Raw genomic sequence first — 24,708 nt, 5'->3', positions numbered from 1 at the left:
CGAAATGATATGATCATTTGCAATGGCTTTGTTTACTATTGCTAGATCCGGGATTGCCATGGCTCATATCTTGCGCGTCGTCTTCCCTCGTTACCAAAACAACACCATAGGAGTGAAATGAACATGAAAAAGAAGCATGCAGTGAAACTTCTGTCTGTCCTGATGGCGGTTTGCATTCTGGTTCCATATGTTTCGATTGCACCCGCACAGGCCGGCGACGACGACCTGTCAGCAGGCGTGACCGTCCAACGTGACGTCGATTCCCCCACAGGGTATACCGTGACATTCGTTTACCACAACGCCGCCGCGTCAAAGGTCGAGCTGGCCGGCCAGTTGTTCAACTTTTTCGCGTTGGACGACGAGATGATGGAGCACCCGTACACACCCCACGCATGGAGGCCCGGTCTGTATTCCGCATCTCCCAGCGGCAGGATCCACGCCACGCCGTCGATCTATTATGCAGAAATGGAAAATATAGGAAATGAATATTGGACGGTCACCCTCCCGCTGCCCAGCGGCAACTATCCGTATTTCTTCGCGATAGACGGGGACAGAAATACAAGGGTGGAGGACTCCGCGAATCCCCGCTGGTACAACCCGGATTCGGGCTTGTATTCGGAGTTCAGCATGGTCTATGTGCCATATGACGAAAAGCAAGGACCTGAGCATGACCGCTCCTATGTGCTTCCCAGAGACGACAGGTACAAAGGCGAGGTGGTCTATGACAAGTACACGGTCGGCGCCGCGACAAGGCACATCCTTGTGTACCTGCCGTATGATTACGATCCGGAGCGTGCGGAACCCTACAAAACCATCTATTTGACGCACGGCTCCGGCGGCAGCGAGATGGACTGGATGACCAACGGCTGTGCCCCGCAGATCATGGACAACTTGATCGCCGAAGGCCGCGTCGAATCGGCTGTCGTCGTATCCCTCGACAACAACAACGGACTGGGACGACCAGATGTGGTAGACGATCTTGTTCCTTACATGGAGGCGCATTACCATGTTTCTACGCTGGGCAAAGACCGGGCGTTTGCAGGCCTGTCTTCCGGCGGGGGGTTCACTTCGAACCTCTACTATGAATTCCCGACGGAATTTGGCTACTTCGGCGTATGGAGCAATGGCAATGGCGGCAAAGATCTGTCCGAACTGGAGAACCTCGATTTTGCCAGAGTGATGGGCGGCGCGGGCGTGTGGGATCCGCAGCGCAAATACTATCCCGCGATGAACAACACCGCGCAGAACATTGAGAATTTCGTGGCGAAGCTGCGGGAAGCGGGGCTTGACCCCGGCCACGCAGTCGTACCCGGCGCGCACGACTGGGCGACCTGGCCGCAATTGTTCCGCATCATGGCCGAGGACTTCCTCAGTTGGACGTATGCGGAAGACGGCACCGCGACCCATGGGGTCACGGGTGAAACTGTCATCGTCGGGCCCGACGGGGTGGCCGGCACAGACGACGACGACCGCGTGGTCAACCCGACGGGCAAGACGCTGGTGCAAAACGCAAAAGTCGCATTCGACGCGCAAAGCGCCCCCTATGTTTCGCTGGGCAACGGATTCAAACTCTACGGCGGCGAAGACGGCAAAATCGGCACCGGCGACGACGTGGTCGCGGACTTCGGCGCCTACCCGCAGAGCGACGCGACCGGCGCCGTGAAAGACCCCGTCAGCTGGCGCTTGCTGGACATCAAAGACGGCGGCGCGACCGCCGTGCTGATCTCCGCGCACGCGCTGAACGCCGTACAGTTCAATCTGGACGCGGGCAAGGCCAGCAACGCCTGGAAGGATTCGAACCTGCGCGCCTGGATGAACAGCCGCGGCGGCGTCTCCTACAATAAGGGCGGCGCCGGCGACACGGTGGGCTTCTACGACGCCGCCTTCAGCGCGGCGGACAAAGAGAAGATCAAGCTGACCACGGTCAAGATGGACCATTCCGGCGATATCAAGTGGGACCCCAATCTATACGACACCCGTGAGAACGGCTACAACGGCACGACAGGCACCTTCCCGGCCTACGACCGGGTGCTCTTTGCCGAGCTGGGTGGCAGCCCCAACAACGAGACAAACCCGAACAGCCCCTGGGTGCTTGCCACCACCACCGGCGAAGACACGCAGGACTATGTCTACGCCATCAGCGGGGAAGAATACTTCGCGTACTTCGGCCCCGCGTATCTGGCCGGCGACGGCTGGAACCTGGTCAACTACAGAAACGGCTACATGACAGCGACTGCCTACGCCATCGCGCAGGGCTCGAAAAACAGCAACACGCAGGGCATGACAGGCCTGGCCGACAGTTGGACCCGCTCCCCCAGCAGCCGCACCGACTTCACCGGCGGCGGTTCGGCCTACGGCGTATTCTGGAGCGGCACGGGATCCATGAACGTCGGCCGCGAGGTGACCAATGCGCAGAACGGCACGACCTACGGCGCCATCCCGATGATCAATGTGGACCTGAGAGACCCGGCGCCCGACAATTTCACGCAAGTAGACGATCTCGGCGCGGACGGCAGCGTCACATACACATACATTGCGCCCGACCTGTATGTGCCGAGGCCGATGATGACCCCCGTCTTTTATGTCTACGCGGATGAAAAGTTTGACACGCGGAAAGACGCGTGGGCGTACATCACGGCCATCGGCTTGGTCGATCTGGCCAATGCACAAAAAGGCGCGATCATGGTGATGAACCCGGTCGGAGACACCTGGGGTTCTGAGGACGTCGACGTGTATTGGGAGCTGCAGGATTACCTCTGGTTTACCGAAGAGTGGTATGGATACGACCCCGTGGCGTACAGTGACGCGTATCCGGCCGCCTTGGCCGAACACGGGACAGCGGCGCTGGCAAAGGCGGCGGTCATGGCGGCGATTGGCGCAAAGCGCGGCATTACACTCACCTACGGGCAGATGCAATATCTTGTCGCGGAGGACGGCGGCGCCACATTTGTCAGCGAACACATGACGGAGAACGCCCGGCGGATCGCCGGCGCCCTGCTTGTCGGCGGTACGGCGCCGGCAGGCGCGCGCGCGGGGGATATCACATTGCCGGCGTACATCGCAAGCTCGGCGGCGGCCGTGAACTATTACAAGGCTTTGAACGGCGCCGCCGTTGTCGATGCCGCGGTCAATCCCCTCCTGCCGGACACCGTCACGGTGTATACCAACGCCGCGAACGACTTGCAGCGGGTCGTGGTGGATGCCGCCGCCACTGCCCTCGACGCGGATGTATTGAACAGAGCCTGGAAGGCGATCTTCAAGCGGACGGTGCGCCAGGCGCTTGAGACCCGTCTGTGGGACAACATCAATCTGGCGCAAACGAATCCATACGGGCGCGGCGTACTGACCGACGAAGTGTTTACCCTGATGGGGCGTCCGGTTGCGGACGAGTTGGGTCTGACCGTATTTGACCGGGACTACAACGTCGCTCCGGCGGCCAACGCAAACGGCGGCGGCTGGTACGAGTGGGTACCCAGTGAAGCCATCGCGGGCCATCCGGGGTACAACCCCGGCAAAAAGTTCGTGCTGGTATTTTCACTGCACGGCGGGAGCGACCACCCGGTGTTCGAGGCGGAGGCCAACGGCTGGGTGGATGTGGCCGGCAGGGAGCGGTTCATTTTGGTCGGTCCCTCGAAAAACGACCCGGGCGACCCCGTGCTGTCGAATGTCAATGCGGGTGACTTCAATGCCATTTTGGCGGCAGTTTTGGAAGCATACAACATTGACGAATCCCGCATCTACGTGTCCGGGTTCTCCGGCGGCGCGAGATCCACGAATTTCAACGCGGTGGACAATGGGCACTTGTTGGCCGCAGCGGCGCCGGTCGACCCGCGGAGCGGCGGCGATCAGGGGTTTGAATACGAGCAGGTGAAGACGCTGATCGACCAGATGGACCTTCCCTACATGCTGGTGCAGCCCAGAACCCAGGACACCTTCGGCAACGGGCCGCTCTTCGGCCAAGGCCAGTCGGTTCAGAACTTCCATTCGACGGGGGACAAATACCTCAGCCGGAACAATGTGGATTACCAGCCCGCCGCCAGGCCGAGCGCCTTGAACCAGCTGAACGGCGCTCTGTCCCTGAACAACATGACGAACCTGCCCGCGCAGGACTTTGAAACGTATCCGCTCTGGGGCTTCGAGCGCAAAGGGCTGGAAATCGGCGAGACCAAACACGGGCAGGTCTACAAAGTCAACTCGTGGTACAATGCGGGCGGCGTTCCCATGGTCAGGTTCGCCACGTGGGAGGATATCAACCATTGTCACTTCGAGGGGTATGCCGCGCTCATCTGGGACTTCTTCAAACACTTCTCGCGCGACCCGGAGACCAGAGAGATCCGCTACAGCGGTACGACGGAAGGCGTGACCGTAACCTTCAACGCCGGCGGCGGCGTATCCCCGGCGAGCGCGAGGACGGGCGCCGACGGCAGACTGTCCGCCCTGCCCACGCCTGTGAGAAACAACGATCGTTTCGGCGGATGGTATACCGCGGCCAGCGGGGGCGAGTTGGTCACGCTTGATCATGTATTCACGGAAGACACCACGATTTACGCGCACTGGACATACGCGGGTCAATCATCCGGCGCAACAGGTACGGCCCCCGGCGCGCTGCCCGATTCGGCGCTGCCCTTCGTCGACGTGAGAACAGGCGACTGGTTCTATGACGCCGTGGCGTACGCGTATCGCAGCGGCCTCGTGATCGGCACCAGCGCGGACAAATTCTCCCCCAACGTCCGCGTGACGCGGGCCATGCTGGTGACCGTGCTGTATCGCTTGGAGGGCGAGCCGGCGGTGAGCGGCGCTCTCCCCTTCCCCGACGTCAAGGGCGGCGAGTGGTATTCCAACGCCATTTTGTGGGCCGGCCAGAAGGAGATTGTGCTGGGCTACGGAAGCGGCGCATTTGCGCCAAACGACTTGGTTTCCCGCGAGCAGGCTGTGGTGATCCTGCACCGTTACGCCAAAGCCAAAGGCCGGGATGTCAGCGCGCCGGCCGATTTGTCACCGTTTGCCGACGCGAACAGCGTCTCAGATTGGGCGGTGGACGCCATGAAGTGGGCCGTCGCCGCGGGGATCATCCAAGGCCGCACCCCCTTGGCGCTTGTACCAAAGGGGACATCCACCCGCGCCGAGGTCGTCACAATTTTCAAGCGGTACAGCGAGAAAATATGAGGGAAATAATCGAAAAACAAACAAACCGGGGTGTGGGATTCATTCCCACACCCCGGTTCCCTGCGAGGCGCCACAGCGCCTCGAATCAAGCCCCGTATTTGTGAATTGTCCGCTGTGCGGACAATTCACAAGGCGCGAAGCGCCTACTCGTACTCCACGACGCTTACCCAGGAGAGCAGAAGCGCCCGCTCCTCGGGGTTGCCTTTGACGAGCTGGGAGGCGGCGACGATGGCCAGCCACTTCTGCACATACTGCCGGGCCGTGTCGCTCTTCTGACAGAAGAGGTCGAGATAGGTCTCCGCGTACGCGTCGTAGCGGGGCCCGGCCAGTTTGAAGCGCAGGTAGGTGCGGGCCGCGTCGGCCGAGGCGTTGCCCTGCGTGGCGTGCGACCAGTCGATGACATAGGGGTTGCCGGAAGACGTGAGGATCACGTTGCCCGGCGTGAAATCGCCGTGGCAGAGCTTCGAATGTCGCGGCAGCCCGTCGAGACGGGTGTGCAGCTCGTAGCGCGTCGTGGCGTCGAGACCCGATTTGCGGATCTTCGCGTGCATCTTGTCCGTGTGATGGCGCAGCCGCTCGGCCGTGAAGCGATGGATCTCCAGCTGGATGTCGACCATCTGCGCGAGATACGCCTCTGCCTTGTCGGGGGCCTCTTCGATGCGCTGCGTCAGCGTTTGCCCCTCGACAAACGCGAGCACAATGGCCCAGCGGCCGTCGATCTTTGTCACGGCGTCCAGCCGCGGCACGCGCACCCCGGCCTCGTAGACGATCTCGTGGTTCAGAGCCTCGTTCAGTACGTCCGCGGCGGAGTACCCCTCTTGAAAGAGCTTGATCGCGAGGTCCCCGTCCCGGTAGATGGTCTTCGTCGGCCGCGCCGCGAGCACATGCTCCAGCTTCATACTGTCTCCTCCTTCGCCCGGCGCTGGGAGGGCGCGTCCGGGCCGTAGTAGGCGTTCAGATACATCTGACGGATCTCGCCGATGAGCGGATAGCGCGGGTTCGCGCCGGTGCACTGGTCGTCGAAGGCCTGCTCCGCCATCTCGTCGAGACGGCTCAGGAAAGCGGCCTCGTCCACGCCGTAGCCGCGGATGGTTGGTCGGATGCCGATACGCGCCTTCAGCGCCTCCAGCGCCCCAAGCAGACTCTCGACCTTGGCGGCCTCGTCCCGACCCGGCAGGCCGAGTGCGTCGGCGACGGCGGCATAGCGCGCCCGGGCGCGGGGGTGATCGTACTGCGGGAAGGTTCCCATCCGCGTCGGCGCCTCGGCGGCGTTGAAGCGGATGGTCTCACAGATGAGCAGCGCGTTGGCCACGCCGTGGGGCAGATGGTGGAAAGCGCCAAGCTTGTGCGCCATCGAGTGGCATACGCCGAGGAAGGCGTTGGCAAAGGCCATCCCCGCCATCGTGGCGGCGTTTGCGGTCTTCTCGCGGGCCTCCGGGTCCTGCGCCCCGCGCTCGTAGGCGCGGGGCAGGTGGGCAAACAGGAGCTTCAGCGCGCCGAGGGCCATCGCGTCGGTGTAGTCGGTGGCCAGCAGGGAGGCGTAGGCCTCCAGCGCGTGCGTGACGGCGTCGATCCCGGACGCGGCGGTGAGCCCCGGCGGGGCGTTCATCATGAGATCCGCATCCACAACGGCCATGTTCGGCAGCAGTTCGTAGTCGGCCAGCGGATATTTGATGCCGGTACATTCATCCGTGATGACGGCGAACGGCGTGACCTCGGAGCCCGTGCCGGCCGTCGTCGGGACGGCGATGAAGTAGGCTTTTTCGCCCATCTTCGGAAAGCCGTAGACCCGCTTGCGGATGTCCATGAAACGCATCGCCATGTCGGAGAAGTCCGCCTCGGGGTGTTCGTAGAGCACCCACATGATCTTGGCCGCGTCCATCGCCGAGCCGCCGCCCAGCGCGACGATGCAGTCCGGCCGGAAGTCCGCCATCTGCCGCGCGCCCTCGCGGGCGCAGGCCAGTGTCGGATCCGGCTCCACTCGGTGGAAGACGGTGTGCGTGAGGCCCAGCTCGTCCAACTTGCGCGTGACGGCCGACGTGCAGCCGTTCTCGTATAAAAACGTGTCCGTCACGATGAAGACGCGCGTCCGGCGGAGCTCGCGCCCGATCTCCGTGAGCGCCGTGGGCAGACAGCCCCGTTTGAGATAGATCTTTCCGGGCGCGCGGAACCAGAGCATGTTCTCTCTCCTCTCGGCGACGATCTTGATGTTCAGCAGGTGTTTGACGCCCACGTTTTCACTGACCGAGTTGCCGCCCCACGAGCCGCAGCCCAGCGTCAGCGAGGGCGCCAGCTTGAAGTTGTAGAGATCCCCGATGCCCCCCTGGGAGGAGGGTGTGTTGAGGAGGACGCGGCCGGTGCGCATCCGCGCGGTGAAGGCGTCCAGCCGGTCCCGCCGCACGCCGGGGTCCAGGTAGATCGACGCGGTGTGGCCGAGTCCGCCGTCCGCCACCAGGCGCTCCGCCTTGGAAAGCGCGTCCTCGAAGTTCCCGGCCCGGTACATGGCCAGCACGGGAGAGAGCTTTTCGTGCGCAAACTCCTCCGAGAGCGCCACACTCTCCACCTCGCCGATGAGGATCTTTGTCGTCTCCGGTACCTGAATGCCCGCGAGGGCGGCGATCTTCGGGGCGCTTTGCCCGACGATCCTGGCGTTCAGCGCGCCGTTGATCAGGAGGGTCTTTCGCACCTTGTCGATCTCGTTCGCCCCCAGGAAATGGCATCCGCGCGCGATGAACTCCCGTTTCACGGCGTCGTAGACGGGAGCCAGCACGATGACCGACTGCTCAGAGGCGCAGATCATGCCGTTGTCGAAGGTCTTGGAGTGGATGATCGAGCTCACCGCGAGCGCGATGTCGGCCGAGTCGTCGATGACGGCGGGCACGTTGCCCGCGCCGACGCCGACGGCGGGTTTGCCGCTCCCGTAGGCCGCCCGGACCATGCCGGGGCCGCCCGTCGCGAGGATGAGATCGGCCTCCCGCATGACGAGGTTTGTGAGATCGAGGCTCGGCACGTCGATCCACCCGATGACGTCCGCGGGCGCGCCGGCCTCGACCGCGGCCTCCAGGACCAGCCGGGCCGCCGCGATCGTGCACGCCTTGGCGCGGGGGTGCGGGCTGAAGACGATCCCGTTGCGGGTCTTGAGGGCGAGCAGCGCCTTGAAAATCGCGGTGGAAGTGGGGTTTGTGGTCGGGATGACCGCCGCGATCACGCCCACTGGTTCGGCGATGCGCTGAAAACCGGCGGCGGCGTCCCGCTCGATCACGCCGCAGGTCTTCACGTCTTTGTACGCGTTGTAGACATATTCGCTGGCGTAGAGATTTTTGACAACCTTGTCTTCGAGAAGACCCATGCCGGTCTCTTCGACCGCTGCCTTGGCGAGGGGGATGCGCGCTTTGGCCGCGCGGGAAGCGGCCGCCCGAAAGATAGGATCGACCTGTTCCTGGGTATAACCGGCGAAGACCGTCTGGGCCGCCCGCACACGCCGAAATGCGTCTTGCAGCGCGTCCACGCTGTCCACGAGGGGATATGTCCGACTCATGACAACACCTCTTCCTGAGAAACTGTTCAACAACAGGTTGTGAATGCTTTGAACAGTTCCTGACATTGGCCCTCCCCACGCGGACACGGAGCCGCGCAAGGCAGCGGCGGGGACGGTGGGGAGCGGCCATACCTGATTCGTTACAATTTTAACAAATTGGGGCCGGCCCGTCAAGCAGATTGATAAAAATTTATCAATCCATACAACTCTCCACAGAACCGACCCGCCCTCTTTGTGACAGAACCACAAAGCTCTTGTCGCCTCTACATCAAAAACTCCACAAAGTTGTCCCGATGCACCACAGCGAAAGAGCGATTGGCATAGGCTTCTAAAAACGTCTTTGGCTGTTTGGTTTTCGCGGACGGATTCCATTTGAACTCGTACGCAGACAAATGACCGTCCTGTTCCTCGATATAATCGATTTCCTGCTGTGACGATGTGCGCCAAAACCATGGATTTGCGTAGCTTTCGGCGTATGAATTGCGTTTGAATCGCTCACTTACGAGATAATTCTCCCACAACTTGCCCACATCGTCGCGCAGCTCTACAGGGCGAAAATCCGCAATCAACGCGTTGCGGATGCCATTGTCCGTGAAGTAGATTTTGCGGCTTGTTTTCAGTTCGTTTCGCAAATTGCGCGCGTATGAGCGAAGCCGGAAAACCACGAACGTCTGCTCCAAAATCGTGAGATATTTCTCGACAGTTTTGTTGTCAAGCCCGCACAGCTGCCCAAGCTCTGTGTACGACACCTGCGAGCCGATTTGGAACGCCAGCGCACGGAGCAAGCGCGTGAGCTGCTCCGACTTCTTGATTTTATCAAGCGCAAGAATGTCCTTGTAGAGATAGCTGTCGGATAACTCCTGCAACAGGCGGCGTTCCTCGCCCGGCGAAGTGACGACGTCGGGGTAATAGCCATAGACAAGCCTATGCTGGAGCAGATTTTGTTCCGCGAACTGCCCGTGATGGGCAGCCATCTCCGCAAACGAAAGCGGAAACAGAGTAAACTGCCGTTTGCGTCCCGTCAGCGGTTCGGACGTTCCGATAGCCAAGTCGAGCGACGAGCTGCCCGTCGCTACAACTTTGACCTGCGGGATATTGTCGATAATGAGCTTCAGCACAATTTCAATGTCGGGAACCCACTGTGCCTCGTCGATGACGAGTACAGTATGTTTGCCGATTATGACGCGCAGCTGTTCCACGCTCTGCGCGGTCAGCAGCGTGCGGGCATTTGACGTATCGCCATTCAGCCACAGCACATCGTTGCGCTCACCAAAGAGTGCGTTTGTGAGCGTTGTCTTGCCCACCTGCCGCGCTCCGAGCAGAATGACCGCTTTTCTGCCGGAATTGACCTCTTTGCGAATGCTTTCTTCAATCGCGCGTGTAATCATATATTTCACCCCAAATACAGTATAACAAAAAATTCAAAGGAATTAAATCCCCCAATTGATAGATTTTTGAGGATTTCACGAGCGGTTGTGAATTTTCCGCAAACAATCGAAACTGTTTTAAAGATTTAAAGCTGCCCGCGGTTTACTTTCGCGGGCAGCTGTGATATGCTTATGAGAAAATAGAGATCCCGGTGCGGGTGAGGGTGGCCCCCGGGCCGGCCGGACCGGATGAGGGACGTGACAGCGATGACCTATCGGCTTTCTCCCTCCCTGCTCTCGGCCGATTTTGCGCACTTGGCGGCCGAGATGGCGCGCGTCGGTGCGGCGGATTGGATCCACGTCGACGTGATGGACGGGCACTTTGTGCCAAACCTCACAATCGGTCCGCCGGTGGTGCGGAGTTTGGCGCGTGCGGCGCCGAGGCCGCTGGATGTGCACCTGATGGTGGAGCGGCCCTCCCGGCTGTTGGACGACTTTCTGTCGGCCGCCCCCGCCGTGCTGACGCTGCATGTGGAGTCAGATGCGCCGGATGTCCTGAAGGCGTCGTTGCGGGAGATCCGCGCGCGGAGCGCGCACCCCGGGATCACGCTGCGCCCCGGCACCAACGTCGAGGCGCTGGCGCCCTATCTGCCGCTCTGTGACTTGGTGCTTGTCATGTCTGTCGAGCCGGGTTTCGGAGGGCAGTCCTTCCTGCCCGGTACGCCGGACAGGATCCGCGCGGTGCGCCGAATGCTGGACCGCTGCCGTCCCTCGTGTGAGTTGGAGGTGGACGGGGGTCTCACGCTGGACAACCTGCCCCTGGCGGCGGAGGCGGGGGCCAACGTCTTCGTGGTGGGCCACGCGATCTTCGGGGCGCCGGATGTCCCCGCGCGGACGGAGTTGTTTCAGCGCCGCCTTGCGGCGCTGGCCGACGTGGCCGGCGGCCGGGCCTAAAATAACCAAAATTACCATATAGAAAGCCGTCGGGCGCCGGTGAGGGGGCATGGTGTTGTGAAGGTGGCCGTTGTGGGCTCACGCGGGTTGGGCGATGCCTGCTACACGGTGCTGTGCCAGCATATCCCGACGGGGTGCAGCGAAATCATCAGTGGCGGCGCCGTCGGGATAGACACGCTGGCGGAGCGGTACGCCGCGGAGGCAGGGCTGCGTCTCACGGTGATCCGCCCGGACTACCATCTCTTTGACCGTGCGGCGCCGCTGGTGCGCAACGGTCGGATCGTGCGGGAGGCCGACTATGTACTCATCCTGTGGGACGGCGTCTCCCGCGGGACACGCCACGTGATCATGACCTGTCTCAAGACGGGAAAACCCTACAAACTTCTGCTCATTCGGGGCAGTGACCCGGAAGAGATCGCCCTGTAAGGGCGGAGCCCCAAAGACGCACGGTCCGCGGTCACTTCGAAGGGAGACGATTGTTTGTCCTGGTCCGACGCGCCGATTCTGTTTGATCCGGCACACGCCATCGCCTGTGCGAAGTCCTTTGCGCAGGCCACCGGCGTGGGATGCTTGGTGCTCAACATCGACGGAGAGGTTTTGTTTGAACAGCGGGTCACCGACGCCCGCTGTGATTTCTGTCACCGCCTGGGCGAGATCACCGGGCAGTCGCCGACGTGCGGCCAGGTGCATCTGTACGGCTGTTATCAGGCCGACCGCTTCGGCGGGCAGTATCTCTATTACTGCTGCACCGGCATGGCCCATTTTGCCTCGCCCATCACGGTGGACGGGCAGCTCGCGGGCGGGCTGGTGGGCGGTCCGCTGCTCATCGCCGACAAAGAGGACTACATCGTACACGACGTGCTGGAGAGAAACGGGCTGGACGCTTCGCTGTTTGAGGAGTTTCAAGAGCTGCTGGCCTGTTTTGTACCGGCCTCTCCCGAGCGCACGCGCCACCTGTCCGATCTGTTGGCCTGCGCGGCCCGGGATGTGTCGGCGCGGCTGACCGAGGAATGTCAGGACGCCGTGGAGGCCCGGCGGCAGGAGGCGGACATCCACTCGGCGATCCGGCATTTCCAAAAACAAAAGGACGGCGCCTATTTTTACCCGCTGGAGACAGAGCGGGAGCTGCTGGCGGCGCTCTCGTCCGGCGACAGGGACACCGCCCGGCGGCTGCTCAGCGACCTGCTGGGCCACATCCGCCTTTCCGCGGGCGACCGGCTGGAGACTGTCCGGGCGCGGGTGCTGGAGCTCCTTGTGCTGCTCTCCCGCGCGGCGATGACCGGCGGCGCCGACAGCGAGCAGGTGTTCTTTTTGAACGATCGCTATCTCTCCGAGATCGACCACCTGCACTCCGTGGAGGCGCTGTCGCTGTGGCTGTCGCGCATCATGACGCGGTTTTTGCGCTACGTGTTCGACATGACGGACATCAAGCACAAGGACATGATGTTCAAGGCGGTCGACTACATCAAGAAGCACTACGTCCAAAAACTGACGCTGGAGGAGGTGGCCGGCGAGGTGTATCTCTCGCCCTCCTACTTCAGTAAGGTGTTCAAAGAGACGATGGGGTCCACGTTCAACGCGTATTTAAACCGGCTGCGCATTGAGAAAAGTAAACTGCTGCTGTTGTCGGAGACAGAGTCCATCACAGACATCTGTGAGCGCATCGGCTTTGAGGACCAGAGTTATTTCACCAAGGTGTTTAAAAAATATGCGGGCATGACACCCGCCCGTTACCGTGCCCTGCGCGGTCTCACGGAAGGCGGCCGCGGCAAAGCCGGCTGAAAAAATCCACAATTTTCCAAACTGGATAAGAAACATGACCAAGCAGAACAAGCGTTTGCATTTCGAAACAGGTTGTGATACGATAAGCACGGCAAAGCGCAGGCGTCCCCATACGCCCTCGCGCCATTTGTAAGCTGCACACTGTAAATTGTCATGGGGGAGTGGGTCATGCGCCGTTCGGACAGCAAACAGAGCGAGATCTATCAGTTCATTCTCACCGCCACCGCGCGGCAGGGGTATCCGCCCTCCGTGCGAGAGATCGGCGCGGCCGTCGGTCTGCGTTCGCCCTCCACGGTCCACGGGTACTTAAAGCGTCTGCACGAAGCCGGGCATATCGTCCGGGACGAACGCAAGACCCGCGCCATCTGCGTGCCGGAAAGTGTCCCAGGGGTGCCCATCCTCGGCGAGGTGACGGCCGGGCGGCCCATCCTGGCGTATGAACAGGATTTGGGGACATTGCCCTACGACCCGGGTGACGGAGGCGAGTTCTTCGCGCTGTGCGTGAGCGGCGATTCCATGGTGGGGGCCGGTATTTTAGACGGCGACTATGTGGTGGTGCGCCGGCAGGCCGCCGCCCGCACGGGGGAGATTGTCGTGGCGCTCCTCGGCGACGAGGCGACCGTCAAACGGCTGGAGATTGCCGCCGGTACGGTGCGGCTGCTGCCGGAAAACCCGGACTACGAGCCAATCGACGGCTCCGACTGTACCCTTCTGGGTCGCGTGACCGCCGTGATCCGTCAGTTTTGAGGAAGAATTGGAGAAATTTTACAGAACAGATCGACATCTTTTGGGGAGAGGAGGGACTTTGTGAGACGGCGATGTGTGGCGGCCGTGCTGTTGACGGCATTGTTTTGCAGCTTTGTGATGGCCTGGGGAAGCGCCGGTTCGGCGTCCGATCCGGCGATTACGCTGAGCTATCTGGAAAAAATATTCTTCCCCATGCTAAGCAAACAGGTGAGCGACAGAGCCGAGACCGTTTGGAAACCCCTCTTTGACGATGCCGTGCGAAAGCTGGAGACGCAGTCCGCCGGCGTGCGGCCGACGGACCGGGCGGCGGTTGTGAACGCCCTGGCCGAAGAATACCTTGAGAAGACCGCCGGCGTGCGCTACGGCTTTGCCGCGCATCTCACGCCGATCGCCTGCCGCAAGGGGGATGTCCTGACGGGCAGCGTGGGGACGGGTTTTGTCCTGCACACCGGCGACGCACAGGTGAACGGACCGTCCGGTGCGGCCGTCGTCAACATCTCCACCGGGCGGGAGATGGCGCCGGGGGCCGCGGTGCCCGCGGGGCAGCGGCTGTTGGTGGCGGACCGGGCGGGCACGGGGCTCCGGATCGTGAGCGACACCGCCACCGTGACAGTGGACGGGCACTATTCGTTGACGCCCGCGTACCAGCCACAGTACACCGACCTGGCCGACGCACTGTATGCGGTGAAGCTCTTCCTTGGGACCCCGACGGGTTACCACCTGGAGCGGGCGCCCAGCCGGTTGGAGGCGCTTGTGATGATGATCCGCCTGCTGGGGGAGGAGAGCGCGGCGCTGGCCTATCAGGAAGGCGCCGGCCCGTTCCGCGACGTACCGGACTGGGGGCGCCCCTACGTGGGGTATGCGTACAGCCGCGGCTATACCGCCGGCACCTCTTTGGAGAAGGGGCTCTTCTCGCCGGACCGTTCGGTGACGCCGGAGCAGTACATGACCTTTTTGCTGCGCGCGCTGGGTTACAGCGACCGGCCGGCCGGCGACTTTGCCTGGGAACGCGCCCTCGACTTTGCCGTCGAGACGTCGATCCTCTCGGCCGCCGAGGCCGCCATGGTGCGCGTACCCTTCTACCGCGACCAGGTGGTGTATCTCTCCTACTACGCGCTCTCTGCGCGCATGAAGGGCGCCAGCGTCACGTTGCTGACCCGCCTGATCGAAAACAAAGCGGTCGACGCTGCTGCGGCCTCGTCGGCCATGGCCGACGTCGACAGAATGCGCCCGTAACGGGATGAGTGCCGTCTCCGCAAGGTCTTCGAACCCACTATATGTTGTGCTTTCCACAACATATAGTGGGTTGTTTGCGTTTGTTTCCCAATTGGCCGCCACCGCCTCCGCCGAGGGCGGCGCTTGTCAACTTTTCTCCCATTGCATACGATATTATAATACGATGCGGCCGGCGGCCGCGCACGCCGGCTGTTATCTGTTATCTGATCCGTTGTTATCTGTCAAAGACGGGGGGCGAGACGCGTCGGGATGGAAAAAATCAAACACGACGAATTCATACGACTTGTGCATTACATGCGGGAGCACTATGGGATCAATCTGGAGCACAAACTCTCCCTCGTGGAGGGCCGGCTCTGGAATGTCATCAATCACAAGGGCTTTTCCTCTCTGAACGAGTACATCGAGTGCGTGGCAAACGACAGGACCGGCGAGGAAGCCAAGATGCTGGTGACCCGTCTGACTACGAACTACACCTATTTTATGCGGGAGGAGCAGCACTACAACTTTCTGCGAGAGAGCATCCTCCCAAAGTTGGAGAAGTCGCTGCGCGACAAAGACCTGCGCATCTGGAGCGCCGGCTGTTCGTCGGGCGAGGAACCGTACACCACCGCCATGGTCATCGACGAGTACTTGGGCCTCGGCAAGGCGGGCTGGGACACAAAGATCCTGGCCACCGACATCTCCCCTGTGGTGCTGGCCCAGGCCCGGGAGGGCGTCTACGGCGAAGAGCGGCTCGACAATGTGCCGCATGCCTGGAGGACGAAGTACTTTCGCAAAGTAGGGCCGGGCCGGTACAAGGTCAGCGAGGCCATGCAAAGCGAGGTCATCTTCCGTTCTTTCAATTTGATGGAGACGCGCCTGCCCTTTCGCCGGAAGTTCCACGTCATCTTCTGCCGCAATGTGATGATCTATTTCGACCAGCCGACGCGTGACGCGCTGCTGCAGCGTTTTTACGAGGCGCTGGAACCGGGCGGGCATCTGTTCATCGGTCTGTCGGAGACAATCTCCAAGGGAGAGACCCTGTTTGACTTCATTCAACCGTCCATTTACGCCAAAACATAGTAAAATAACAAAATTTGGAACATATCAAGACAGAGGCATATATCGGGGCAAATGTTTCGACATTCGACAAAGTTTTTGCCGTTTTTCGACACTATTTGATGACATTTGCAAAACTATATTTTAACAAAATGCAGAAAAAGCGCCTTGTGTCCCGGTGTCCGCCGGCGGTGTGCGCAGAGGAGAGGGTCCCATGAACCGGACGATCCGGGTATTTCTGGTGGAAGATTCCATTACCCTCCGCGCGGCGCTCGCGCAGCAGATCGCGCGGGAACCGGCACTCTCGGTGATGGGTGAATCCTCGCATCCCCAGGAGGGGCAGGGGCGCATGCTGCTTTTGAAGCCGGACGTACTGGTGGTTGAGAGCGCGTTGTTTTTGCCCGGAGGGACAGGCGCGCTGCGCGCTCTGCTTCAAAAGCAGCCGACGCCGGTCATCGCAATGGGCGCCGACGCCTGGCACGAAAACGAGATGCTTCGAGCGGGCGCCCTCTGTTTCCTGCACAAGCCGAGTCTTTCCACGAGCGAAGATCTGAACCGATTTTGCGGTGATGTGATCCAGAAAATCAAGATCGCCGACCACAGCACGATCGCCCGACGCCGACGCGCGATGGCGGGCGACGGGGCTGGGTGCGAAACGGGGAGCGTCAAAGGGCGCCCATTCGGCGGGATCGTGGCGCTGGGCGCGTCCACCGGGGGCACGCAAAGCACGGCGCAGATCCTGCGTCAGCTTCCGGCCGATTTTCCCGGTATGGTCATCGTGCAGCATATGCCGCCGGATTTCACACGCATGTATGCGGAAAGCATGGACCGGGAATGCCGCATGCACGTCCGGGAGGCGCGGGACGGCGACGAGGTCCGGCAGGGGCTGGTGCTCATCGCCCCCGGGGACCTGCAGACGCGGGTGAGAGCCCAAGCGGGCGGCGGTTACCTGGTGCAGTGCGCGCCGGGCGAGAAGGTCAGCGGGCACCGTCCGTCGGTGGACGTACTGTTTTCCTCCGTGGCGGCCAGCGCCGGCGCCAACGCCGTGGGCGTCATCCTGACCGGCATGGGGGCCGACGGAGCCCAGGGCTTGCTGGAGATGCGCCGGCGGGGCGCATACACCCTTGGGCAGGACGAACACAGCAGCGTCGTCTACGGGATGCCGCGCAAGGCTTTTGAGATGGGCGCCGTCGTCCGGCAAGCCAGTCTCGAACAGATCGCGCATCTTCTGCTGGACAGCGCAAAAACCCTCCGCCGGGGGTAAACGCATGCGAGGATGAGCACAAGGTGTAGGAGAGAGGCGTGGGCGGAAGCATGGAACACATTGTGAGCATAGGCGGCTGGGCGGTATCGGACAATCCCGACGATGTGATCAAGACCTTCGCCTTGTCAACCTGTGTGGGACTCATCTACTACAGCAGCCACCGCCCGTGCATGGGGATGGCGCACATCCAGCTGCCGGTGTCCCGCACGCTCCCCGCCGGCGACCTGCCCAGCCGTTATGCGGACCTGGCCCCCGGATTTTTGCTGCAGCAAATGGTGCGGCGGTTCGGCGTACGGCGGGAAGAACTGCTCATCTCCCTTTACGGCGGCATCGACGCGCACGGCCACAACGACTATTTTCGCATTGGGGAGAAGAATCTCTCGGGCGTCAGGGAGATGCTGCGCCGCCTCTCGTTGTTTCACTCGGACGTGGACACGGGCGGCCAGGTGAGCCGGACGCTGTTCGCCTACGTGGGCAGCGGCGTCGTGGAAGTGATCAAGCGTCCCATGCTACTGGGCAACAACTATTTCCCCAACAAGCCATGAGGGACTGCCAAACAATGGCGCCGCTCCCGCAAAAGGCCGACGACAACTATCCATTTTTTCTTATCAATTTTTGATTATCGCTCTGGAGGTGTCTGTATTGTCTGATTTTTCGATGCAATTTGTCCAGACGCGGATGGCGGAGATCGGCGCGCGGCTTTCGGTGCGGATGGAGGAGATCACCCAGGAGACCGGGATCGCCTTCCCGACACTGTTTGCCCAGGCCGTCGCGCGCGCCTCCGCGGCCCCCGCGGCGGAAACGGCAGCGGACGCCACAGGCGCCGCGGACGTCGCGGACGTTGCGGATATCGCGAACGTGCCGAGCAGTCCGGCCGAGGCCTATCCGTACGAGAGTCTGATTGTGTCCGCCGCCGAGTCGTACGGCGTGGATCCCGCGCTGATCCGTGCGGTGGTGCAGGTCGAGTCGGGGTTTGACCCCAGCCTCATCTCCTCCGCGGGCGCGATGGGGCTGATGCAGCTCATGCCGGAGACCGCCGAGGCGCTGGACGTGCAAGACGCGCTGGATCCGGCGCAGAACATCGACGGCGGCATACGCTGTCTGCTCGGCCAGATCATCCGGTTCGACGGCGACGTGCGGACGGCGCTGGCTGCCTACAATTGCGGCGCGAACGGCCTGAAGACCCGGGGCGTGACCGACGCGGGCGACCCGGCCCAGGCGGCGCGGCTGCCGGCGGAGACGCAAAACTATCTGAAAAAAATCGAGGCGGCCCTCACGGCCGCGGGGCGCGGCGTGCTGCTGTCGGCCAATTTCTTCGGCTGAAGGGCGCACGGCGCTAATCTTTGATCTCGGTTCTTTCGATAAAGCAGATGAATAAGTATCGCGCACGGGCTCCGAGAACGGAGTGCCGCGGCGTTGCAGAGACATTTCAAGGAAGAAGTCGAATGGCCGAGGACGGATCCGGCTTTGTACGGGCCTGTCTTCTTTTTTTGTAAAGTTGGGTGAGCTTCTTGTTTGGGAAAATATTTCGTCAGGTCGACACGCTGGCGCGGGGGCTGGATGCCTCGTGGCTGCGGCAGGAGACCATCGCGCAGAACATCGCCAACGCCAACACACCGTATTATAAGAGCCGGCGCGTAGAATTCGAGGGTGCGTTGGCGACGGCGTTGGCGTCGGAGGAGGGCGGGTTTGCGGCCCGGCGCACGCGGGGCGGGCATGTCGCGTTCGGCGGCCCGGCGGACCCGCGGCAGGTCACGCCGACTGTCGAGACAAACGACCACTACACGATGCGCATGGACGAGAACAACGTCGATGTAGACCAGGAGAACGTCGAACTCGCTAAGAACACGATCAAGTACGACATGCTGACCGTCAAGGTGAACGCGGAACTCGCGCGGCTGAAGCTGGTCATCCGCGAGGGCCGCTGAGCCGGCCGCGCCGCGGGCCCGCATGAGAGAGGATGTTCGGTTTGAACTTATTTAGCGCCATGGACATCAGCGCGTCCGCGCTGACCGCCGAGCGGTATCGGATGGACATCGCGGGAGAGAACATCGCAAATGCCCTGACAACCCGCACGGCCGGAGGGGGTCCGTACCGACGCAAGTATGTGTTGGTGCAGGAGCGCCCAATGTCCACGTTTTCCGATTTCTTGCACGCGGAGGGGACCCGGCTCACGGCCGGCGGCGGGGTGCGCGTTGTGGCGACACAGGAGGACACGCAGACGCCGTTTCGGGTCGTGTACGACCCGCAGCACCCGGACGCCGACGAGAACGGATATGTGAGCCTGCCAAACGTCGACATGGAGCGGGAGATGGTGGATTTTCTTTCCGCCACCCGTGCCTACGACGCCAGCGTCACCGCCATCAGCAATTACAAAGCCATTGCGAACCGCGCGCTGCAGATCGGACGCTGACCGGCGCGGTGCGTGAAAGATCCGGCGAAAGACGGGGCCGCCCGGCGGTCCGAAAACAGATGACACATAGTACCTTGTTGCCGCGAAGCGGCAACAAAAAACAAGAATTTGGGTTGTGGGTTGCAGATGCAACCCACGTTAGGAGGATGGCATGGAGATCAGTCGTGTTTCCGGATTTTCGCTCCCACGACCCGCGCCGCTGTCCGAACTGGCGGAGACGCCGTCCAGAGCGACATTCTCTGATTTTCTGGGCGAAGCGCTCTCATCCGTCGTGAGTACGGACGCCGCGGACAAACAGACCGGCCTTGGGACCTTACTGGACACCGTGCCGGACATTCACACCGCGACCATCGCGGCGCAGGAGGCGGAGATCGCGCTCAACCTGACGCTGCAGGTCCGCAACAAGATTATCGAAGCGTACCAGGAGATCATGCGCATGCAAATCTGAGAGCGCCGCCGTGGCGCCCAGCACAAAGTGTTCAGAGAGAACTTTGCAAAGAGACTGGGATTTGGAGGGGTTGAGTCACATTGCCACAGGTGATACGGCGGTTGCAGACACAATTTACGCAGCTGTGGGAGAAGACGGAAAAGAGAGATCGCACCCGCTTTTTGACCATCGTAGGGGTGTCGCTTGCCGTCATGGTCGTCGCGCTCGTCCTGCTCACGCGTACACAGTACGCCGTACTGTACCGCGACATGGAGCCCAGCCAGGCCGGCGAAGTGCTGGAACTGCTCGCCGACATGGGGATCAAAACCAAGGCGGAGGGCGCCGGCACGATTTTGGTGCCGACCGAGAAGGTGGACCAGCTTGCGATGGACCTGGCCCGGGAGGGCTACCCAAAGAGCGGATATACCTATGAACTGCTGGGCCGCGGCAGCGGGTTTGGGGCCACCGACGCCGAAAAACGGATGTATGCGCGCCTCGACCTGCAGGAGAGACTTGGGACCACGCTGGGTCAGGGGGTTCCGGGCATCAAATTTGCCCGGGTGGAGATTTCACAGCAGGACAACAGCCGCGTCCTGTTGGCGTCCCAGATGATGCCGACCACGGCGTCGATCATGCTGACACTGCAGGAAAACGCCAGCCTCAGCGACGAGAACGTGTCGGCGATCGAGTCCTATGTGGCGGCCAGCGTCGAGGGGTTGGACCCGGAACACGTGTTTATCACAGACCAGTACCTGCGCCGTCTGAACCGGCGGGGCGGGGCGGATTTGTCTCTCGTGAGCACGGACTACGAGCGCGAGGCCGCCGTGCGCAACGACTTCATCCAGAGCATCCAGACCATGCTCTCGCCGATCTTCGGCACACAGAATGTGCAGGTGTCCGGCAAGGTGACGCTGGATTTTGACGAACACTCGACGGAATCCGTCTCCTTTGCGCCGGTGGTGGATGACCTCGGCATCGACATCAGCCTGCGGGAGGTAACGGAGCGGGCCCACGGGATGCAGGGCACGGGGGGGGATCCGGGCGCCGATTCAAACGGCGCCGCGCCAATCTACCCGGAGGTCACGGAGGAGAGCCTCAGCGAATACAGCAAAATCACGCGGGAAATAAACCGCGAGGTCAACGAGACGCGCGAGAGCATTGTACACGCGCGGGGTACGATTCAGGATCTCTCGTTTTCAGTGGCTATCAACCTGGACGGACTCTCCAGCGAGAACAACTCGGTCGATGCCGTGAAGAATCTTGTGGGTGGCGTCGTCGGCCTAAGCCCGGAGGAATACGACCGGATCTCGGTGGAATTTCGCAAATTTGACGGCGTGAACAACACAAACGAAGTGGAGGAGCGGTTCGCGAGCGAACGCCAGCGCACGGAGCTCTTCGATCTCATCAAAGTGGTGGGGCTGTATATATTGATCGCCCTGTGCTTCCTCATCATCGTGACGCGGATCCTCCGGCTGAACAAGACGGACCGGGCGGAGGCGGAGGCCCTGGCCGGCGCCGCCGTGGCGGCCGCGGAGGAGAGCGCGCGGGAGGCGGAGGAATACGGCGAACTCGTCAAACTGGCCACGGCTACGGCCACGGCCACGGCCGCCGCGCCGCCGGGCGAACCGATCACCGTCACCAAATCTCCGACGCGCGAGCGCGTGGAGGAGTTCATCGACAAAAATCCGGACGCCGTGGCCAATTTGCTGCGCAACTGGATCAATGAGGAACCGAAGGGGCGCAAGCGATGAGAGAGAATTTGGGGCAAAGACGCCTGCGGGGAGGGAAAATGTAGATGGTGGCATTGGAACTTTCTGGAAAAGAAAAAGCCGCCCTTTTGCTGATCGCCCTCGGGAAGGAGCACTCCGCCAAGATCTTCAAACACCTGCGCGACGACGAGATCGAACAGCTCACGCTGGACATCACCAATGTGCGCCGCGTGGATTCGGAGACCAAGGAGTCGATCATCAGCGAGTTTTACGAGCAGTGTCTCGCGCAAAACTACATCTCGGAGGGTGGCATCGACTACGCCCGCGAGGTGCTGGAGCGGGCCATCGGGCCGGACAAGGCCCTGGCTATCATCAACCGGCTCACCTCGTCGCTGCAGGTACGGCCGTTCGACTTTGTCCGCCGGGCCGATCCGAACCAGCTGCTGAATTTTGTACAAAACGAGCACCCTCAGACGATAGCGCTGATCCTGTCCTATCTCGACCCCGCGATGTCCGCCAACGTGCTCGCGAAGCTGCCCATCGAGAAACAGACCGAGGTGGTCGCGCGCATCGCCACGATGGACAGGACCTCGCCCGAATATGTGCACGAGATCGAGCGCGTACTGGACAAAAAACTCTCCTCGATGGGCATGGAGGACTTCACGGTGGTGGGGGGCATTCAGTCCATCGTCGACATCTTAAACGCCGCTGACCGCGGCACCGAGCGCCACGTGCTGGAAGCGCTGGAGATCAAGGACAGCGAGCTCGTCGACGAGATCCGCCGTAAGATGTTTGTGTTTGAGGACATCGCGAAACTCGACAGGCGGGCGGTGCAGCGGGTACTCAAGGAAGTGGAGAACGCCGACCTCACCGTGGCTCTCAAAAACGCCACGCCCGAGGTCAGCCGCATGATCTTCGAAAACATGTCCAAACGCCTGCAGGACATGATCCGCGAGGACATGGAATACATGGGCCCGGTGCGCGTGCGCGACGTGGAGGAGGCCCAGCAAAAGATCGTCAATATCATCCGCAGGTTGCAGGACGCCGGCGAGATCATCGTGTCCCGCGGATCGGAGGACGATGTCATTGTATAGGGTCATCAAGGCCGCACAGGTGTCCCTGACGCCGCTGTCGTCTTTTTTTGCCGAGACCGCCGACGCGCCGCCGGAGAGCGGCGCCCCGGCGGCGGACGTACAGACGGCTTACGACGAACTGATCGCCGCCGCGCAGGAGGAGGTGACGCTGCTCCTGCAGGACGCCCGCCGGGAGGCCTCCGCGCTCGTGATTGAGGCGGAGCACGCCGCCTCGACGCTGCGTGCCTCCGCCCAAGAGGATGGATTTAAAAAGGGGCTGGAGGCCGCGCAGGACGAGGTGTCCGGTCTGCTCGCCCGCGCGCAGGCCGACGCCGATGATCTCCTGAAACAGGCCGAGGCGGAGCGCACCGCCTCACTGGAGCGGATGGAGCCGCGCCTTCTCGCGCTGTCATTGGACGTCGCGAAGAAGGTCCTGGGCTACGAATTGGACCACAACGAGAGCGCGTTTTTGTCGATGCTGCGCACCGCGCTGGCCGGCGTCAAGGCGGAGACCCATGTGACGCTGCGGGTCAATCCGAGTGAATATGTACGTTTCTTCAAAGCACGGGAGGTGACGATGCACACGCCCACCGGAAGCCTCACGGCCAATGTAGTGAACGACCCCACCGTGGGGTACGGCGGCTGCCTGATCGAGACCGAGAGCGGCGCGATCGACGCCGGCGCCGCCGCCCAGGTCGAGCAGATCGGCCGAAATTTCGGCCTTGAAAGCGACGACAGCTAGGGGGGCGCGGGCGCTTATACCATCAGAATGTCCTTCTCGCCCCCCGTGAGGCAGCGTCCCCCGTCGGGCGTGACGAGGTAAGTGTCCTCGCCGCCCAGCAGGCCGACGCCCGGCACGCTCTTCTTTGGCTCGACGGCGAAGGTCATGTTCTCCGCAAGCGGTTCGTGAAAGCCCGGCGCCAGCGCCGGGATCTCGTCCACATAGAGGCCGACGCCGTGCCCCAGAAACTTGAGGCAGTCGCCACCTACGCCCATGAAGTTTTCCCGAAAGTCCGCGCCGAGGTCCGCGGTCACACAGGCGTAGATCTCGTGCGGAACGGCCCCCGGCTTGAGGCGCGCGGCGATCTGTTTTTGGAGTGCCAAGCAGGCACGGTGCAGGCGCAGCGTCTCGCTTGAGGGCGCCGCCCCGAAGCAGTAGGCCTGCGACCGGTCCGTGTGGTAGCCCTGTACGCCGAAGCCGACGTCCAGGTAGACGATGTCGCCCTTTTGGAGGCGCCGGGTGCTGTCCCCCAGGAGGGGCGCGGCGGGGCAGAGCCCTTTCATCCCCCCGGGGCCATAAAAGTTGGAGGGGTAGATCGTGTTCTCGCCGAAGGCCACTTGGCCGAGGGCCACGTCGGTCTGGAACCGCGCGAAGCGCGTCACGCCGTGGTGGCCGAGCGCGACCATGGCCTCGTACAGCCGCACGGCCAGCTCCGCCTCGCTCATGCCCTCGCGCATGAGGCTAGGCGCCACGGTTTCGAGCAGGTACGCGTGCGCCCGCCCGGAAGCCTCCATGCAGGTGAGCTCGTAGGCGCTCTTCACGGCCCTGACCGCGCCGATCACCCCGTCCAGAGCGGCGGTTTCGCGCAGAGGAAGATGCTTTTGAAGCCGCTCAAACATCGCGCAGGTGACGACCTCCTTCTCAAGATAGACCTTCATCGGCGACGGGCCCAGGTGCTGCGCCACCTCGCGGTAGCTCGTCATCGGGTATATGGCGGGCAGCGGCGACTCCTGCCGCGCGCGCTGAAAACTTTTGCGTGCGAAATAGGCGAAGGCGCCGTCCCGCTTCAATAGAAACAACCCATCTTGCATCGTGCCCGTCAGATAATATTGATTGACCTTGTCGACGACCAGAGCGGCGTCCCACGCATCGTCCCGCGCGTCGAGGGCCGTACGCAGTCTGTCGATCCTACTCTCCAGTTCCTGTCTCGTCGGCAGCGCCGCGAATGCCGGTTTCATTGTGTGCCACTTCCTTTTTGTACGGATTTTTCGGG

The 24,708-nt window shown here is 62.0% G+C and carries 20 protein-coding genes; 16 read left to right on the top strand and 4 right to left on the bottom strand.

The window, feature by feature from the left end; translation table 11 throughout:
* Positions 1–123: 123 nt before the first annotated feature.
* A complete protein-coding gene (locus LBK75_06260; protein ID MDR1157897.1) occupies positions 124–5,166 on the top strand; it encodes an S-layer homology domain-containing protein in 5,043 nt (1,680 codons plus the stop codon).
* Between the two features lie 143 nt (positions 5,167–5,309).
* Here LBK75_06260 and LBK75_06255 read toward each other — a convergent pair whose 3' ends face one another.
* The 3 genes from LBK75_06255 to LBK75_06245 all read right to left on the bottom strand — a co-directional run bounded on the left by LBK75_06255 (position 5,310) and on the right by LBK75_06245 (position 10,092).
* Complete coding sequence (locus tag LBK75_06255; GenBank protein MDR1157896.1) at positions 5,310–6,065, bottom strand: phosphotransferase; 756 nt, start codon at positions 6,063–6,065, stop codon at positions 5,310–5,312.
* Positions 6,062–8,704, bottom strand: a complete 2,643-nt coding sequence (gene adhE, locus LBK75_06250) for a bifunctional acetaldehyde-CoA/alcohol dehydrogenase (GenBank protein ID MDR1157895.1) — start codon at positions 8,702–8,704, stop codon at positions 6,062–6,064. The genes LBK75_06255 and adhE overlap by 4 nt, the downstream gene beginning before the upstream one ends.
* A 263-nt stretch (positions 8,705–8,967) precedes the next feature.
* Positions 8,968–10,092, bottom strand: coding sequence for an ATP-binding protein (locus tag LBK75_06245; GenBank protein MDR1157894.1), 1,125 nt, complete (start codon positions 10,090–10,092; stop codon positions 8,968–8,970).
* 246 nt (positions 10,093–10,338) lie between these two features.
* Here LBK75_06245 and rpe point away from each other — a divergent pair, with 246 nt between their 5' ends.
* The 15 genes from rpe to LBK75_06170 all read left to right on the top strand — a co-directional run bounded on the left by rpe (position 10,339) and on the right by LBK75_06170 (position 23,456).
* Positions 10,339–11,025, top strand: coding sequence for a ribulose-phosphate 3-epimerase (gene rpe / locus LBK75_06240; GenBank protein MDR1157893.1), 687 nt, complete (start codon positions 10,339–10,341; stop codon positions 11,023–11,025).
* A 57-nt stretch (positions 11,026–11,082) separates the two neighbouring features.
* Positions 11,083–11,451, top strand: a complete 369-nt coding sequence (locus tag LBK75_06235; GenBank protein MDR1157892.1) for a DUF2493 domain-containing protein — start codon at positions 11,083–11,085, stop codon at positions 11,449–11,451.
* A 54-nt stretch (positions 11,452–11,505) separates the two neighbouring features.
* Entirely contained in the window at positions 11,506–12,807 is a 1,302-nt protein-coding gene (locus LBK75_06230) for an AraC family transcriptional regulator (protein ID MDR1157891.1), read from the top strand.
* Between the two features lie 168 nt (positions 12,808–12,975).
* Entirely contained in the window at positions 12,976–13,554 is a 579-nt protein-coding gene (lexA, locus tag LBK75_06225) for a transcriptional repressor LexA (GenBank protein ID MDR1157890.1), read from the top strand.
* A 60-nt stretch (positions 13,555–13,614) separates the two neighbouring features.
* Positions 13,615–14,790 carry a hypothetical protein gene (locus LBK75_06220; GenBank protein ID MDR1157889.1) on the top strand — a complete coding sequence of 392 codons (1,176 nt, stop codon included), beginning with the start codon at positions 13,615–13,617 and terminating at the stop codon, positions 14,788–14,790.
* 249 nt (positions 14,791–15,039) lie between these two features.
* Positions 15,040–15,852, top strand: coding sequence for a protein-glutamate O-methyltransferase CheR (locus LBK75_06215; GenBank protein ID MDR1157888.1), 813 nt, complete (start codon positions 15,040–15,042; stop codon positions 15,850–15,852).
* 190 nt (positions 15,853–16,042) lie between these two features.
* On the top strand, positions 16,043–17,092 hold the full coding sequence (gene cheB, locus LBK75_06210) for a chemotaxis-specific protein-glutamate methyltransferase CheB (protein ID MDR1157887.1): 1,050 nt from the start codon (positions 16,043–16,045) through the stop codon (positions 17,090–17,092).
* A gap of 50 nt (positions 17,093–17,142) precedes the next feature.
* On the top strand, positions 17,143–17,637 hold the full coding sequence (locus LBK75_06205; protein ID MDR1157886.1) for a chemotaxis protein CheD: 495 nt from the start codon (positions 17,143–17,145) through the stop codon (positions 17,635–17,637).
* 97 nt (positions 17,638–17,734) lie between these two features.
* Positions 17,735–18,415: a lytic transglycosylase domain-containing protein gene (locus LBK75_06200; protein MDR1157885.1), complete on the top strand. Its 681-nt coding sequence runs from the start codon at positions 17,735–17,737 to the stop codon at positions 18,413–18,415.
* A gap of 188 nt (positions 18,416–18,603) precedes the next feature.
* Complete coding sequence (gene flgB / locus LBK75_06195; protein MDR1157884.1) at positions 18,604–19,020, top strand: flagellar basal body rod protein FlgB; 417 nt, start codon at positions 18,604–18,606, stop codon at positions 19,018–19,020.
* A 41-nt stretch (positions 19,021–19,061) separates the two neighbouring features.
* Entirely contained in the window at positions 19,062–19,505 is a 444-nt protein-coding gene (gene flgC, locus LBK75_06190) for a flagellar basal body rod protein FlgC (GenBank protein ID MDR1157883.1), read from the top strand.
* A 151-nt stretch (positions 19,506–19,656) separates the two neighbouring features.
* Positions 19,657–19,953: a flagellar hook-basal body complex protein FliE gene (gene fliE, locus LBK75_06185; protein MDR1157882.1), complete on the top strand. Its 297-nt coding sequence runs from the start codon at positions 19,657–19,659 to the stop codon at positions 19,951–19,953.
* Positions 19,954–20,054: 101 nt separating this feature from the next.
* Positions 20,055–21,683 (top strand): flagellar M-ring protein FliF, encoded by a 1,629-nt coding sequence (fliF, locus tag LBK75_06180; GenBank protein MDR1157881.1) that lies wholly within the window; start codon positions 20,055–20,057, stop codon positions 21,681–21,683.
* 44 nt (positions 21,684–21,727) lie between these two features.
* Positions 21,728–22,735: a flagellar motor switch protein FliG gene (fliG, locus tag LBK75_06175; protein MDR1157880.1), complete on the top strand. Its 1,008-nt coding sequence runs from the start codon at positions 21,728–21,730 to the stop codon at positions 22,733–22,735.
* The gene (locus tag LBK75_06170) at positions 22,728–23,456 is read left to right on the top strand and encodes a hypothetical protein (protein MDR1157879.1); all 729 of its coding nucleotides are present in this window, start codon (positions 22,728–22,730) and stop codon (positions 23,454–23,456) included. The genes fliG and LBK75_06170 overlap by 8 nt, the downstream gene beginning before the upstream one ends.
* A gap of 14 nt (positions 23,457–23,470) precedes the next feature.
* Here the strand turns inward: LBK75_06170 and LBK75_06165 are convergent, their stop codons facing one another.
* On the bottom strand, positions 23,471–24,673 hold the full coding sequence (locus LBK75_06165; GenBank protein ID MDR1157878.1) for a Xaa-Pro peptidase family protein: 1,203 nt from the start codon (positions 24,671–24,673) through the stop codon (positions 23,471–23,473).
* Positions 24,674–24,708: the final 35 nt, after the last annotated feature.

This window comes from Oscillospiraceae bacterium, assembly GCA_031265355.1.
Taxonomy (GTDB): domain Bacteria; phylum Bacillota; class Clostridia; order Oscillospirales; family UBA929; genus JAIRTA01.
The sequence above is the reverse complement of the archived record's forward strand: the minus strand, read 5'-3'. Positions and strand labels throughout refer to the sequence as shown.